The organism is Lactococcus sp. LG606 (genome assembly GCF_017309645.1).
Taxonomy (GTDB): Bacteria; Bacillota; Bacilli; order Lactobacillales; family Streptococcaceae; genus Lactococcus; species Lactococcus petauri.
This window is the reverse complement of sequence record NZ_CP071301.1, coordinates 891147-905753: the sequence shown is the minus strand read 5'-3', so window position 1 is coordinate 905753 and position 14607 is coordinate 891147. Positions and strand designations below refer to the sequence as shown.

Sequence of the window (14607 nt, the reverse complement as noted above, 5' to 3'; positions counted from 1 at the left end):
TTAGATTGCACATATATCTGACTTATGGAGTAATATTTCGAAAATTCAGAAAGATATTGATAGGATTTAAAAAATAAAAGTGATAGAATAATGAAAGGGGATACAAAATTGGTAAATAATACAATTTGTATCTCAAAAAATAGAAAGAAGGAGAAAATTATGATTTTAGGTTTTATTAAGGCAAATTTCCCAGGAGAACGTCGTGTTCCACTATTACCACAAGACATTACAGATTTTGATAATCAATTGCTGATTGAAACTGGATTTGGAGAGTTTTTAGATATTGAAGATGTTGAATATGAAAAAGCAGGGTGTAAAATCCTTTCAAGAGAAGAAGTCTTCAAACAGTCTGAAGCGATTTTTTCATTGAAACTTATCCAGCCAAGTGACTATGACTATATTAAAAAGGGCCAAATCATCATCGGTTGGACCCATCCTTATGGCTCTGGTAAGTCTTTTATGAAAGAACAAGCCATTCCTAAAGAGCTTATTGTTGTTGATTTAGATAATAATTTCCCTGCTATTTATTATAAGGATAAAGTCATCGAAACACAGATACCATCAGGTATTATGGAACGTAATAGTTTTTTTGCTGGTTATGCTGGTACTTTAGATGCTCTGCTTAAGTTTGGCATTTTACCAGATGAAAGCACTAGAATAGCAGTTCTTGGCTCAGGAAATGTCTCACAAGGCGCCTTTCATGCAGTTTCAAAATTTTCTTCAAATGTAAAAATGTTCTACCGACGGACACTTCCGGTTTTTAAGGAAACTTTTAGCGCTTACGATATTATCATCAATGGTATCGAAGTTGGAGCGGGTAATGCCCCCATTTTATCCTTAGAGGATCAAAAACAACTGAAGAGAGGAAGTTTCATCATAGATACGGCAGCTGATGCGGGGAATACTATTGAAGGGAACCATTTCACAACAATGAAGGACTCAATCTATAAAGAAAAAGGCATTTATTACTATTGTGTCCCCAATACACCATCTATGGCTTATCGTAATGTTAGTCCAATGCTAAGTAAACAATTGAGTAAATACATTTTTAAAGAAAATGTTGAAATCTTTAAAGAAGCACTGAAACAGAGTAAATAATTAGTGACATGATATAACAATGTAACCTCTAGCTTAAGTTTACCTAAAAATAATAAACAAGTTGTTTGCTTGAATATTATGATTTTGTTAGAATGAAATTGTTATGAAATTATAATATTATTTTAAAGGAAAGAGGTATTTTTATGATTTGGTCACTTATTGTTGGTGCAATTATTGGGGTGATAGCAGGAGCAATCACAAGTAAAGGTAAATCTATGGGATGGATTGCTAATATCTTAGCCGGTTTAGTTGGTTCTGCTGTGGGTCAAGCCCTTCTCGGAAGCTGGGGTCCTTCATTGGCCGGTATGGCTTTGATTCCCTCAATCATAGGTGCCGTTATTGTGGTAGCCGTTGTATCATTCTTCTTGGGTAAAACAAAAGATTAATACAATTCTTATAAAAAATCACTCTTTGGGTGGTTTTTTTCTATGGTTAAACAGGCAGATATAGTACAATAATTCTAAAATGCTTTAGAATTAACAAGAAAATCAAGAATAACTTGTATAAGCAAGAAATGCATATCAGGAGGAAAAAGGAAATTGACTGAAGAAGAACAAGAGCTCGTCTATTTTTGGGATGGTTTTGCTGAAGAATATGAAGAAATACAACAGGAATCGCCTTTCCCGATTGCTCAAGAGTTAGGAAAGTTCCTTGTACAAGAGAAAATTCTACCTTGTCAAACACTTTTAGATATTGCAGGAGGAAGCGGGCGTTACTTGTCCGTATTTCAGGACCAAGTTAAGAAATATACTTTAGCGGATATTTCACCAAAGATGTTAGAACTGGCAAGAGAGAAAAGAAAATCAGAGCATATCGATTTCCTTAGGATTAGCCAAGAGGCGATGATTAAAACAAATAAAAAATTTCAAGTTGTTTTTTCCGCAATGAATCCTGCTTTGAATCGTCCTGAAAAGATAAAAGAATTGTGGCAACTCAGTCAAAAGTGGTGCCTTATCTTCCGGTTGGTTAAGGATGAGGATAGCTTATTTTCTCCTTATGATCAAGAAGTGAACCCAGAGTTAAAATGGATGGCAGACTACAAAAACTTTCTTCAAAAAGAGAAGAAAGAATTTTTTGTGCAACAATTTACTTTTGAAAAAACAGAAATGATTTCAAAAGCCTTTTTCCACGCGTATTTTGAAGATGAATGCAGTAAACGGGAGTTGGAACGCCGTATAAACGAGCATTTTGGAGTGCAAGAATCATGCAAAAATTACCACAAAGTTGTTTACGAACTGATTTACATTCCATGTGACAAATAGTGACGATAAAGCATAATGCCTTGCACTATATTCATGATTTATGCCTAAGTCGAAAGAAAAACTAAACGCGATTCAAAAAAAGTATAAGTAAAAGCCCAAGAAAATTATTATTTTCTTGAGCTTTTGTTTTACATTACTGGAAAAGAAAAATAAATAAATTTATTCATTATCCTTTTTTAATATGAGTGGAGTTTAATCATGATAGCCGTAGAGTTTTAATTCGCCCGAAATATATTCTCCTAGATAGACTTCAGTAATTTTATGAAAGCCGTTTTCAACGATTTTAGTTTCGAGCCACTCTTCGTTTTTATTTATAATGTCTAAAACATCATAGTTGGCTTGTCCGTCTACAATGATCGGGTATTTAATGTTTTCTCCTCCAAATTCGATAATTGTTAATTGACCATTTTGCTCTAAAATTGCGCGCTTTACATTTTGAACTTCATAAATTCCATTAGAGCGTAGCTTAAACATAAGTTCATTTGCAGAAATCCCATTTTTCAAACACTCCGTAACTTTTATTTTTCCATCTTGAATTAAAGTAAGTGGCTTTCCGTCTACGATGACTTTAATATAACGATTATGTTCTTTAGCAAATTTTAGGAGAAGTACAAGAAGAGTCCAGATGATTAAGACAAGGACAAATTGCAAGACGGTTATAGAATCATTATAAATGACACCTCCAATTATCCCACCTAGGACATAATTTTGAACTTGATCCATTGCTGATGAAGGTGCAAGATTACCTTTTCCCATGATGTTAATTTGGATAATTAAACAAACAATTCCGAGGGCAAATTTGATTATTATTGGACTGTATAATTGCATAGCTAACCTTTCTTATTATTTAGAAATAATATTGATTTTATTATTGAGCAGATGGGTTTCGGTGATAGTATAGGATTGCTGATCGGCATTGAGATTGACCGTGTAAAAATCATCTTTTACTTTTACAATGATTCCATCAGTAAGTTGAGTTGAACTTACCAGAATGTCTTTTTGCTCAACCTTCATATTATCTGCAAATTGCTCAACAAAATTGACCATTTGAGAGGATTGAGAATGCCGTGACTGATTAACCTGATAATTTGAATACTGTATTCCAAGAGAAAGGATGAGGAACAAGAAAAAAATGAGACTAAGATCTCGATATTTCGTCTTGATTCGATGCTTCAAATATAACGAAAAAACAACGATAAGTAGTATGAGTGAACCAAAAATGAAAATATACCATAGGTAATCTGTTAAGCCCGCTTGTGTTTTCAAGAAACCAATATCATAAAAATTCATAAAACCTCCAATAAACTATCTGCAATTGTCTCTTAATAACCAATATATTATTAAAAAATTCCACAATTATATACTATCATAAACAAACTAATATATATATAAAATATTTTTCATTCATCAACTTAAAATAAAAAACACAATAATTATTTGTATAATTTTAAATAAAATGGTACAATTTTACCTAATTAAAATTTTTAATATTTTAAATTATAGCTTATATCCATGGAAAAATAAGCTATAAGAAGAAGGGAGAAAAAGAAATTTGGGATTTTCGACAAAAGCAAAATTTGAAACCTACAGTAAAAAGGACAGTAGATTAGAAAAAACATTGGGGGTTAAAGACTTCTTGGCTTTAGGAGTGGGAACGATTATTTCTACTTCAATCTTTACTTTACCAGGAATTGTTGCTGCACAATTTGCAGGACCAGCTGTTGTATTTTCATTTTTGATTGCTGCAGTTGTTGCTGGTATGGTCGCATTGGCCTATGCTGAAATGGCCAGTGTTATGCCCTTTGCTGGCTCAGCCTACTCATGGATTTCAGTGCTCTTTGGTGAGGGATTTGGCTGGATTGCGGGTTGGGCCTTACTTGCAGAATACTTTATTGCCGTAGCCTTTGTAGGCTCGGGATTCTCGGCTACATTCCAGCATATTCTAGCAACCTCTAATATACATTTACCTGCGGCTTTAGCTAATCCACTTGGCACTAATGGTGGTATCGTTGATATTATTTCTTTAATTGTTATTTTAATTGCCGCTCTTCTTGTATGGCGGGGCTCTAATGATGCTGGAATAATTGCGCAAATCTTAGTTGTGTTAAAAATTATTGCCATTATCACATTTATTGTTGTAGGTTTAACAGTGATTAAACCCCAAAATTATACACCGTTTATACCTAAGCACAATCCTACTACAGGCTTTGGAGGTTTATCGGGAATTTTATCGGGTGTTTCAATGATTTTCCTTGCTTATATTGGCTTTGATTCGATTGCGGCTAATTCAGCTGAAGCTAAAAACCCCAAACGTACAATGCCTTTAGGTATTGTAGGCTCGCTCATCATTGCCGTGGTTCTGTTTTCAGCAGTCACGCTTGTTCTTGTCGGCATGCATCCTTATACTGAGTATGCAAATAATGCAGCTCCTGTATCTTGGGCTTTATCAGAAGCAGGTTTTCCTTTGGTTTCACAAGTGATTTCAATAGTTGCTGATGCCGGAATGTTTATTGCTTTACTGGGAATGATTTTAGCGGGGTCTCGACTGATTTATGCTTTTGGTCGTGACGGAATGCTTCCAAAAGTATTGGGAGATGTAGACAAGCGTGAGAATCCAACCAATGCTTTGGTTGTTTTAACTACGGTTGCAATAATTATTGGGGCTTTTTTCCCATTTACCTTCCTGGCACAATTGATTTCCGCAGGTACGTTGATTGCTTTTGTCTTTGTTTCGATCGGGATGTTTGCTTTACGTCCGCGTGAGGGCAAAGACTTACCACAAGCAAGTTACAAAATGCCATTTTACCCGATTTTACCAGCTCTGGGCGCAATAGGCTCGATTATTGTATTTGAAAATCTTGATTCACTTGCGAAACTATACTGTTTTATCTGGATTTTGTTAGGTATTGTGATCTATTCTTTGTATGGTGCGAAGCGCAAAAAAAATTAAAAATTTTATACCGATTTGAGGATTTATCAAATCGGTTTTTACTTTAATTAAAAGTTAATTACCTCAAAACTAACTTTTTTTAAAGGAAGAAACACTTACAGAAGCATATAGGGAAATAATACGTGAATTATGGTAAAATATCTGTATGACAAAATTTTACAATGTAGGCACAATAGTGAACACACAAGGGCTTCAAGGAGAAGTTCGTGTGATTTCAGTTACCGATTTTGCTGAAGAACGTTTTGCAAAAAACACAATTTTGGCTCTTTTTGACAAAAAAGGAAATTATGTCCAAGATTTGAAAGTTAAATCATCTAGAAAACAAAAGAATTTTTATATCGTCAAATTTGATGGCTTTTATCATATTAATGATGTTGAAGGCTTTAAGGAATTCACTTTAAAAATAGCTGAGGACAAGTTGAAGGATTTGGACGAAGGCGAATTTTATTATCATGAAATTATTGGTTTAGATGTATATGAAAATGATCAATTAATTGGACAGGTTAGCGAAATTCTTCAACCAGGTGCAAATGATGTGTGGGTCGTCAAACGTAAAGGCAAGCGTGACTTGCTTCTTCCTTATATTCCACCTGTTGTATTGAATGTTGATCTTCAAGCTAAAAGGGTGGATGTAGAAATTATGGAAGGTTTGGACGATTAGGATGAAAGTTGATATTTTAACCATTTTTCCAAATATGTTCGACTCACTCAACCAATCGATAGTTGGGAAAGCACAAGAAAAGGGACTGCTTGAACTTCATACCCACGATTTTCGCGAAAATGCGAGCAACAAGCAAAGACATGTGGATGATATGCCTTATGGCGGAGGTCAAGGCATGTTGCTGATGCCGCAACCTATCTATGATACAATGGATAAGATTCCGCATGAAAAGGCTCGTGTGATTCTCCTTGATCCTGCAGGCAAACGCTACAATCAAAAAATGGCTGAAGAGCTTGCCCAAGAAGAGCATCTAATTTTTATTTGTGGACATTATGAAGGTTATGATGAACGAATTAAAGATCTAGTGACGGATGAGATTTCGCTTGGCGACTTTGTCTTAACAGGCGGAGAAGTAGCAGCTACTGTTATTGTTGATTCTGTAGTACGCTTGCTGCCTGGAGCTTTAGGTAAAGCAGCCAGTCATGAGGATGATTCTTTTTCTTCAGGATTACTTGAGTATCCGCAATATACACGTCCAGAAGAGTTTCGTGGGAAGAAGGTCCCAAGCGTTCTGATGTCCGGTCATCACGAAAATATTCGTAAATGGCGCTTGACGGAGAGCTTGAAAAAAACTTTAGCACGACGTCCGGATTTGTTGGAGCAGTACGAGACAAATGCAGAAGAAGAGGAGATTTTGAAACAGCTAAAGATGGAAAGAGAAAAATCTTGATGGCTTGGAAAAATTATATTTGGGATTTTGATGGAACACTCTTCAATACCTATCCTGTAATGTTAGAGGCCTTGCGTGAAGCAATGAAGCAATCTTCAGTAGAATTTCCGGGCGATTTAGAAGCTTATATCAAACGCTTCTCTATTCGTAAATTCGCTTTTGAGTTTGCAGACGATGACTTTCTTGATTTGTATCATAAAATAGAAGCAGAGATGCAAGTCAATCCTCAGGTTTACCCTGAAATCCCACAAATTTTGTCAGAAATTGTAGAAAATGGCGGACAAAATTTTGTCCTCAGTCATCGTGATGATGCTACCTTTGAATATCTGGGTGAACTAAAAAAATACTTTACGGAAGTCATTACCAGTCAGCAAAATTTTGCACGGAAACCAAGTCCAGAAGCTTTGGAATATTTGATTCACAAATATAAGTTGGTGCCAGAAGAAACAGTCATGATTGGTGATCGTCCTCTTGATATTGAAGCAGGTATAAACGCAGGTGTAGCCACTTTGCTTTTAGATGAGAAAGCATATTTTGGAGATATCGCCGACAAGAAAATAAAAAATTGGAGTGAATGGAAATGACATTAACATTAGAACGTGATAAAGAATTTGTAAATCAATTTCACTATGATGCACGTAATTACGAATGGGAAAAAGAAAACGGAACACCTGAAACAAATATCAATGTACAATTTCAGTTAGTGCCCCACGATCAAGTACCTGACGGAAAAGTTGCTGCAGAAGATACAGCAATTTATGCTATCTTGACATATATGATTCCTTTGGAGAATATTGTCTTATCAGGTATGCTCAGCCAACTTAACTACATTCGTGGTCGCCAAGTGAAAGAGCAATCTGAATTAGAACAAGAAGAAATGGCTCAAATTGCTGACCCACTTTTTGATCTTTTGAAGCGCTTGGTGTACGAAACAACAGAGGTTGCCCTTGACCAACCGGGCATCAACCTCCAATTTTAAGGATTTTTTCAAGATTATTTATTATGAAATTAGCTATTATTACAGATACTTCGGCAGATTTTGCCGAACAATATAAAAATCGTGACGATTTATTTGTCTTGGAAATTCCCATATCTATTGAGGGAAAAGAATATAAACCAAGTGAAATGACACACCAAGAGTGGTATAAGTTGATGGCCGCAACTTCAGAGGCGCCTAAAACATCACAACCAAGCATTCTTGAATTAGAAGAATTACTGCGAACACTAAGACAAGAGGGCTATACTCATGTTTTAGGTGCTTTTTTGAGTTCAGGAATTTCAGGTTTTTATCAAAATGCATTTTATCTACAAAGTGAATTTGAAGATATGGTAGTCAAGTTTCCTGAAACCTTTATCACCTCTAGTCCACTTGGCTATATGATTGAGACAGCACTTGATACGGCAGATGCCGGAAAGTCATTTGACGAAATTATTGCTCAGTTTGAGTATCAAAGAGAAAATGACAATGCCTTCATGCTTGTAGATGACCTTCATTGGTTAGCTAAAGGGGGGCGCCTGTCGAGAGGTGGAGAACTTTTAGGAACACTCCTCAATATCAAACCTATTTTACAGTTTTCAGAAGATGGTAAAGTTGTTGTATATGATAAGGTGCGTACAAGCAAGAAAGCTGTGTCAGAGCTAAAGAAACTGATGCTTGCAAATAGTGATCCAAAGTCGCACAAGGTATACGTTCTCCATGCTGATGCGGAAGATCGTGCGAAAGACCTTTATGATTTTGCTAAAGCTCATGGCTACGATGATGTCGAAATCGTAACATTTGGACCCGTTATTGCAACTCACCTAGGCTTGGGTGCGATTGCTTATGGGTTCTCACCTAAGAAATAATTTATTGTATAAAAATTAATTGTAAAAAGAGAAGGGAACATTTTAGTCATTCCTTCTCTTTTTTTTGGCGTTTTATAAAATAGTTATTTTTAAAGAAGTGTAAACGCAATCATATAAATGTTGAGAAATAATTGTCTATTTATTTCAAGTTTTATTTGACTTTAAGTTAAAAAAATATTAAACTAAAGTTGTTATTATACGCATAAATATACATTAGGAGGTATATAATGGAAGCAAAAACTGAAAAGAAAAAATTCCAAATGCCATCGGCATACACGATTCTTTTCATCATCATTGTCCTTATTGCAATCCTGACCTGGTTTATTCCAGCAGGACATTACAAAGTAGATGATGCTGGTAATATTATTGCTGGATCATTTACACAGGTAGCTTCAAACCCTCAAGGGATTTGGGATATGCTTATGGCTCCCGTTAATGGGATGTTAGGTATTGAAGCAAATGGAAATGTACCTGCTACGCCAGCGGCAATTCCTATCTCATTCTTTATTTTAATGGTAGGTGGCTTTTTAGGTGTAGTAAATAAAACCGGTGCACTTGAAGCAGGTATTGCCTCAATCGTTAAGCGTTTTAAAGGTAAGGAGAAGATGCTGATTCCGGTCTTAATGATTCTCTTTGCACTTGGGGGATCAACGTATGGGATGGCGGAAGAAACATTGGCTTTCTATGCTTTGATTATCCCTGTCATGATTGCGGTTGGTTTCGATACGGTCGTGGCTGTTGCCATCGTTTTAGTTGGCTCTCAAGTTGGTTGTTTGGCTTCTACAGTGAATCCATTTGCTACAGGTGTAGCTTCTCAAGCAGTTGGTATTTCCATGGGACAGGGTATGGGACTTCGCTTCTTCATGCTAGTCGTACTTACAGGGATTTCAATTCTCTATGTTTATCGTTATGCTTCAAAGATTGAAAAAGATCCTACAAAGTCTTTAGTTTATAAAAATCGCGAAGCAGATATCCAACATTTCGACATTGCTTCTATTGAAAAACAGGAAAATATTACGCAACGTCAAAAATGGGTCAATGTTGTTTTCTTCGGAAGTTTTGTCATTATGATCATGTCACTTGTACCCTGGGATATGTTGAATGAACACTTTACTTTCTTTAATGACTTTACTACTTGGCTAACATCAATTCCAGGCTTAGGTGTTGTTCTTGGTAAGAGCATGGTGCCGTTTGGTGCATGGTACTTCCCAGAAATTACAATGCTATTCATCGTCATGGCCGTTGTGGTTGCTTTCGTTTACCGTATGAAAGAATCTGAATTTATCTCTGCCTTTCTCGAAGGTGCATCAGACATGATCGGTGTTGCTATCGTCGTAGCTGTGGCACGTGGGATTCAGGTTGTGATGAACAACGGGATGATTACAGATACAATCTTGCATTGGGGTGAACAAGGACTTCAAGGACTTTCATCAAGTCTATTTATTATCTTAACGTTTATCTTCTATTTGCCAATGAGTTTCTTGATTCCATCAACGTCAGGTTTAGCAGCTGCTACTATGGGTATCATGGGTCCAATGGGCGAATTCGCCAATGTTTCAAAAGATTTGGTCATTACTGCTTATCAATCTGCATCAGGTATTTTGAACCTTATCACACCAACATCCGCTGTTGTTATGGGTGCACTTGCTATTGCCCGCTTTAATATCGGAACATGGTGGAAATTTATGGCCAAGTTGATTGTGATTCAGTTGGTTGTAATCATGATTATCCTTGGAGTTGCCGCAGTATTATAAAAAATGAATAAAAAGCTTTCCATCGGGGGAGCTTTTGTTGGAGGTCACATGAAAACTTTTATTACAGATGAATATCAAACAGCAGCTGTGCAATCACTAGGACGTTTAGTCAAACATGCCTCTGTATTAGACGAGAGTGATTCTGGCCCAGGGCATCCTTTTGGGAAAAAAGTTTTAGGTGCTTTAGAAGAAGTCTTGGAACTTTGTCAAGAATTAGGTTTTAAGACTTTCCAAGATCCTGAAGGTTATTATGGTTACGCTGAGACGGGCGAGGGCGAAAAACTTTTTGGCTTACTTTGTCACATGGATGTTGTACCTGCAGCGGACCAAGCAGGCTGGGAAACTGATCCTTTTGAAATGGTCGAGCGTGATGGTCTTTTAATTGGGCGGGGTACCCAAGACGATAAAGGACCAAGTATGGCTGCACTCTACGCAGTGAAGGCTTTAATGGATGCTGGTGTGACATTTGACGGACGAATTCGTTTTATCTTTGGCACAGATGAAGAAACACTTTGGCGTTGTTTGGATAAATATAATGAAAAAGAAGAGGCAATCACCATGGGCTTTGCACCTGATTCTCATTTTCCGCTCAACTATGCTGAAAAAGGGTTGCTTCAAGCCTATCTTACTGGGCCTGGCACAAACGAATTCACATTACATGCGCCCGGCGCTTTAAATGTCGTCCCCGATCGTGCGGCTTACACTTCAGAAAAATTAGCAGAAGTAAAAGCAGCCTTGGCAGCGCATGGTTTTTCTTATGAAGAAACCGAAAAAGGAATTTCCGTACAGGGCAAAAGCGTACATGCTATGGCTGCACCAGAAGGGATAAATGCCACTTTACGTTTGGCTATTGCCTTAGCAGAAGTATTTGACTTCAAGCCACTTGATTTCTTGGGTAAACTTGTTCAGGAAAATGCCACAGGTGAAAATGTTGTGGGCAAAGTTATGGATGAACAATCTGGTGAATTAACCATGAATTTCACAGATGTTGAGATCACTCCTGAACATACAAAAATCGGTGTGGATATGCGTATCCCTGTAACTATTGATAAAGATGAACTGGCTGGAAAGCTTGCTGCTCAAGCAGCGGATTATCAACTTGAATATAAGCAATATGATTGGTTAAATCCTCTCTATGTGCCGGTAGAAAGTGAACTTATCCAAACGCTTCTTGCTACTTATCGTGAAATTACAGGAGATATGACGGAGCCAATGGTTTCTGGAGGGGCTACCTTTGCTCGGACGATGCAAAATTGTGTAGCCTTTGGAGCCATGTTCCCTGAAACACCCGACTATATGCACCAAGCTAATGAACAATGGGCAATTACTGACATGCGTAAAACGATGGAAATATATGCTGAAGCTATATATCGCTTATGTGCAGTGAAGTAAGCATGCCCCATAAAAAATGATTCTCCTTAGAATCATTTTTTATTATAAAATAAGAAGAAAGTTGAATAACAATAACTTTTTCTTCTAAAATATCCGTATTCTCATTACTCTTTGGCAGTAAAAGTTTTTATATTTAAAAAAGATTTGCTCAGTAACTCTTTTTCAGATGAAAAGTGCTAAAATAGTAGTATGAAACTAGAGAATTTGCCGTCAGAATTTGTACAAGCTTTGCCGGTTTTGGAAAAAATACAGGCACATGGTTTTGAGGCTTATTTTGTAGGAGGAAGCGTACGGGATGCGCTTTTGCAAAGGCCAATCCATGATGTGGATATTGCAACCAGTGCATATCCGGCTGAAACCAAAGCCATATTTCCGCATACCATTGATGTGGGAATTGATCACGGTACCGTGTTAGTCTTAGCTGGTCAATCTGAAGCTGAACACTATGAAATTACTACTTTTCGTACAGAAAGCACTTATACAGATTATCGCCGCCCAGATTCTGTAGATTTTGTCCGAGAACTTTCGGAAGATTTAAAACGCCGCGATTTCACGATTAATGCCTTTGCTATGGATACTGAGGGACAGATTATTGATTTGTTCAATGGTCTTTCTGATTTATCTGCGTCACGCTTGCGTGCTGTTGGAATTGCAACGGAGCGTTTCAATGAAGATGCGCTTCGGATTATGCGGGCAATGCGTTTTGCTGCAACTTTAAATTTCGATGTTGAAAAAGAAACCTTTAAAGCTATGCAATCGCGTGCTCATCTTTTAAGCAAAATCTCTATTGAACGTATTTTCATTGAGCTCGACAAGTTGCTTTTGGCTAAAAATTGGAAAAAAGGCTTAGAAATATTGTTAACTTCGCAAGCTTATACTTTTTTGCCGGACTTGCAAGAAAAAGCTATACAAGCTTTACTTCAAACTCTAGAGACGCACTTTACTTTTGTCAATTCAGAGCAAGCTTGGGCTGCGCTCTTAGTGCATAGTGATCAGATAAATGTTAAAGCTTTCTTGAAAAAATGGAAGGTGTCGAATGACTTTATCAAATATGTGTATGATTTGACAGAAGCCTATAAGCTTGAAAGTTGGAGTTTAGAGAGCATTTATCGCTATGGGTTAGAAAAAGCTCTGCTGGTTGATCAGCTAAAAGTTGCCGCAGGGCAAGATGTTGATTGTGATCAGGCTTATATCTATGATGCAAAGCTCCAGATACATAGCAAGTCAGAGCTTGCAGTAACTGGAAATGACATTATTCAAACATTTAATATCAAGCCAGGTCCGATTTTAGGGAAGCTGCTACATCAGATTGAAGAACAAGTCGTTAACAACCAATTAAAAAATGATAGAAACAAAATTTTAATATATATTAAGGAGATTCTATGATTACTCGTAAACAAGGTTCATGTACTACTATTTTGGTGGGGAAAAAAGCCTCAATTGATGGATCGACACTTATCGCTCGTAATGACGATGGACATGAAGCACTGGATCCACAACGCTTTGTTGTGGTTCAACCAGATCAACAACCGCGTCATTATAAAGCTGTGTTAAGTGCTTTGGAACTGGACCTTCCAGAAAACCCAATGCGTTATACTGCTACACCAAATGCTGTTTTAACAAGCGGAACTTGGGCTGCTGCAGGGATTAATGCTGCAAATGTTGCAATGTCAGCTACAGAAACAATTACAACAAACCCACGTATCTTAGGACTTGACCCTTACAATGAAGAAAGCGGCATGGGAGAAGAAGACTATGTTACTCTTGTCTTGCCTTACATCCACAGTGCGCGTGAAGGTGTTGAACGCTTAGGTGCCCTTCTTGATCAATATGGAACATATGAACCTAACGGTATTGCTTTTGCTGATAAGGAAGAGGTTTGGTGGTTGGAAACAATTGGTGGCCATCATTGGGCAGCAGTACGTATTCCAGATGATTCTTATGTGGTTGCGCCTAACCGCATGAACATTGATCATTTTGATTTTGAAAGTGAAGATACACTTTGTTCAAAAGATTTGAAAGCACTGATTGATGAAAACCATCTTAACCCAGATTTTGAAGGTTATAATTTACGTCATATCTTTGGTTCCAGCTCAGTTAAAGATAGTGTATATAACAATCCACGTACTTGGTATGGTCAAAACGCTTTGGGAACGCCAAGTGACGATCCTCAAAATCCAGAATTGCCATTCATCTGTAAAGCCACACGTAAAATTTCAGTAGAAGACATGAAATTTGTGCTCTCAAGCCACTTTGAAAATACTGAATTTGATACTTACGGTACAACAAATACGCCGGAACAAGCACAACTTTTCCGTCCAATTGGGATCAACCGTAACCACAGTGTACACATTTTACAAATCCGTAATCATGTTGATGAAAAACTTGCAGGTATTCAATGGTTGGCATTTGGGGCAAATACCTTCAACCATGTCGTACCTTTCTACACAAATGTTGATGATACACCAGCTTGCTATCGTGATGCAACAGCGACATTTGACTTGAATAATATGTACTGGCTCAGTTGTACAGCAGCACTTCTTGGTGATACAGATTACAGCAAGTACGTTGATTTACGTGATACCTATGAATTGGCAACTGTAGGTAAATTCCGTGAAATCCAAAATAAAACGGATAAAGCGGGAGCTGCAGCAGACCTACAAGCAGCAAATGAAGAATTAGCAGCGTTCGCATTAAAAGCAATGACTGAAATGCTGGGACGTATGGTAATTTCAGGTTCAAATCGCATGAAACTCCGTTATGATTTCAACGATTAATTCTGATAAAAAGCACTTATGTGCTTTTTTTTGTGCCCTATACAAAATACTAAAAACTGTCTATCCTCTAAACGAGCGTAAAGTAGGTTCTTAGTTTTCAAAACATATTGTGCTAAAATAAAAAGAAGAAATTTATCT

At 37.1% G+C, this 14607-nt stretch carries 15 protein-coding genes; 13 read left to right on the top strand and 2 right to left on the bottom strand.

Annotation, left to right across the window (positions count from 1 at the left end):
- Positions 1 to 159: 159 nt before the first annotated feature.
- The 3 genes from J0J35_RS04445 to J0J35_RS04435 all read left to right on the top strand — a co-directional run bounded on the left by J0J35_RS04445 (position 160) and on the right by J0J35_RS04435 (position 2360).
- Positions 160 to 1098 (top strand): N(5)-(carboxyethyl)ornithine synthase, encoded by a 939-nt coding sequence (locus J0J35_RS04445; protein ID WP_165719788.1) that lies wholly within the window; start codon positions 160 to 162, stop codon positions 1096 to 1098.
- A gap of 143 nt (positions 1099 to 1241) precedes the next feature.
- Positions 1242 to 1484: a GlsB/YeaQ/YmgE family stress response membrane protein gene (locus J0J35_RS04440; RefSeq protein WP_014024978.1), complete on the top strand. Its 243-nt coding sequence runs from the start codon at positions 1242 to 1244 to the stop codon at positions 1482 to 1484.
- Between the two features lie 153 nt (positions 1485 to 1637).
- Positions 1638 to 2360 (top strand): bifunctional 2-polyprenyl-6-hydroxyphenol methylase/3-demethylubiquinol 3-O-methyltransferase UbiG, encoded by a 723-nt coding sequence (locus tag J0J35_RS04435; RefSeq protein ID WP_206917977.1) that lies wholly within the window; start codon positions 1638 to 1640, stop codon positions 2358 to 2360.
- Between the two features lie 192 nt (positions 2361 to 2552).
- On the opposite strand, the gene J0J35_RS04430 is transcribed toward J0J35_RS04435, so the two are convergent.
- The gene (locus tag J0J35_RS04430) at positions 2553 to 3188 is read right to left on the bottom strand and encodes a DUF421 domain-containing protein (protein WP_019292382.1); all 636 of its coding nucleotides are present in this window, start codon (positions 3186 to 3188) and stop codon (positions 2553 to 2555) included.
- A 15-nt stretch (positions 3189 to 3203) separates the two neighbouring features.
- Positions 3204 to 3650 (bottom strand): DUF3290 domain-containing protein, encoded by a 447-nt coding sequence (locus tag J0J35_RS04425; RefSeq protein WP_019292381.1) that lies wholly within the window; start codon positions 3648 to 3650, stop codon positions 3204 to 3206.
- A 262-nt stretch (positions 3651 to 3912) separates the two neighbouring features.
- On the opposite strand from J0J35_RS04425, the gene J0J35_RS04420 reads away from it, so the two are divergent.
- The 10 genes from J0J35_RS04420 (at position 3913) to J0J35_RS04375 (ending at position 14469) form a co-directional block, all read left to right on the top strand.
- Positions 3913 to 5310 carry an APC family permease gene (locus J0J35_RS04420; protein ID WP_206917971.1) on the top strand — a complete coding sequence of 466 codons (1398 nt, stop codon included), beginning with the start codon at positions 3913 to 3915 and terminating at the stop codon, positions 5308 to 5310.
- A 145-nt stretch (positions 5311 to 5455) separates the two neighbouring features.
- A complete protein-coding gene (rimM, locus tag J0J35_RS04415) occupies positions 5456 to 5971 on the top strand; it encodes a ribosome maturation factor RimM (protein WP_017370130.1) in 516 nt (171 codons plus the stop codon).
- A 1-nt stretch (position 5972) separates the two neighbouring features.
- Positions 5973 to 6701, top strand: coding sequence for a tRNA (guanosine(37)-N1)-methyltransferase TrmD (trmD, locus tag J0J35_RS04410; RefSeq protein ID WP_019292379.1), 729 nt, complete (start codon positions 5973 to 5975; stop codon positions 6699 to 6701).
- Positions 6701 to 7285, top strand: coding sequence for an HAD-IA family hydrolase (locus tag J0J35_RS04405; protein WP_017370132.1), 585 nt, complete (start codon positions 6701 to 6703; stop codon positions 7283 to 7285). Before trmD ends, J0J35_RS04405 begins: the two co-directional genes overlap by 1 nt.
- Positions 7282 to 7680: a DUF1149 family protein gene (locus tag J0J35_RS04400; RefSeq protein ID WP_050810949.1), complete on the top strand. Its 399-nt coding sequence runs from the start codon at positions 7282 to 7284 to the stop codon at positions 7678 to 7680. Before J0J35_RS04405 ends, J0J35_RS04400 begins: the two co-directional genes overlap by 4 nt.
- Positions 7681 to 7703: 23 nt before the next feature.
- Positions 7704 to 8546 carry a DegV family protein gene (locus J0J35_RS04395; protein WP_074750140.1) on the top strand — a complete coding sequence of 281 codons (843 nt, stop codon included), beginning with the start codon at positions 7704 to 7706 and terminating at the stop codon, positions 8544 to 8546.
- Between the two features lie 227 nt (positions 8547 to 8773).
- On the top strand, positions 8774 to 10300 hold the full coding sequence (locus tag J0J35_RS04390; RefSeq protein ID WP_019293582.1) for a YfcC family protein: 1527 nt from the start codon (positions 8774 to 8776) through the stop codon (positions 10298 to 10300).
- Between the two features lie 48 nt (positions 10301 to 10348).
- Positions 10349 to 11692 (top strand): M20 family metallopeptidase, encoded by a 1344-nt coding sequence (locus J0J35_RS04385; RefSeq protein ID WP_117517390.1) that lies wholly within the window; start codon positions 10349 to 10351, stop codon positions 11690 to 11692.
- Positions 11693 to 11881: 189 nt separating this feature from the next.
- Complete coding sequence (locus J0J35_RS04380) at positions 11882 to 13078, top strand: CCA tRNA nucleotidyltransferase (RefSeq protein ID WP_019293580.1); 1197 nt, start codon at positions 11882 to 11884, stop codon at positions 13076 to 13078.
- A complete protein-coding gene (locus tag J0J35_RS04375; RefSeq protein ID WP_019293579.1) occupies positions 13075 to 14469 on the top strand; it encodes a C69 family dipeptidase in 1395 nt (464 codons plus the stop codon). The genes J0J35_RS04380 and J0J35_RS04375 overlap by 4 nt, the downstream gene beginning before the upstream one ends.
- Positions 14470 to 14607 lie beyond the last annotated feature (138 nt).

Excerpts from the sequence above, each read along its gene's own strand:
- J0J35_RS04400 (WP_050810949.1), top strand. The coding sequence starts at position 7,282 with ATGACATTAACATTAGAACGTGATAAAGAATTTGTAAATCAATTTCAC.
- J0J35_RS04375 (WP_019293579.1), top strand. The coding sequence starts at position 13,075 with ATGATTACTCGTAAACAAGGTTCATGTACTACTATTTTGGTGGGGAAA.
- rimM (WP_017370130.1), top strand. The coding sequence starts at position 5,456 with ATGACAAAATTTTACAATGTAGGCACAATAGTGAACACACAAGGGCTT.
- J0J35_RS04430 (WP_019292382.1), bottom strand. The coding sequence starts at position 3,188 with ATGCAATTATACAGTCCAATAATAATCAAATTTGCCCTCGGAATTGTT.
- J0J35_RS04445 (WP_165719788.1), top strand. The coding sequence starts at position 160 with ATGATTTTAGGTTTTATTAAGGCAAATTTCCCAGGAGAACGTCGTGTT.
- J0J35_RS04385 (WP_117517390.1), top strand. The coding sequence starts at position 10,349 with ATGAAAACTTTTATTACAGATGAATATCAAACAGCAGCTGTGCAATCA.
- J0J35_RS04395 (WP_074750140.1), top strand. The coding sequence starts at position 7,704 with ATGAAATTAGCTATTATTACAGATACTTCGGCAGATTTTGCCGAACAA.
- trmD (WP_019292379.1), top strand. The coding sequence starts at position 5,973 with ATGAAAGTTGATATTTTAACCATTTTTCCAAATATGTTCGACTCACTC.
- J0J35_RS04390 (WP_019293582.1), top strand. The coding sequence starts at position 8,774 with ATGGAAGCAAAAACTGAAAAGAAAAAATTCCAAATGCCATCGGCATAC.
- J0J35_RS04440 (WP_014024978.1), top strand. The coding sequence starts at position 1,242 with ATGATTTGGTCACTTATTGTTGGTGCAATTATTGGGGTGATAGCAGGA.
- J0J35_RS04405 (WP_017370132.1), top strand. The coding sequence starts at position 6,701 with ATGGCTTGGAAAAATTATATTTGGGATTTTGATGGAACACTCTTCAAT.
- J0J35_RS04380 (WP_019293580.1), top strand. The coding sequence starts at position 11,882 with ATGAAACTAGAGAATTTGCCGTCAGAATTTGTACAAGCTTTGCCGGTT.
- J0J35_RS04425 (WP_019292381.1), bottom strand. The coding sequence starts at position 3,650 with ATGAATTTTTATGATATTGGTTTCTTGAAAACACAAGCGGGCTTAACA.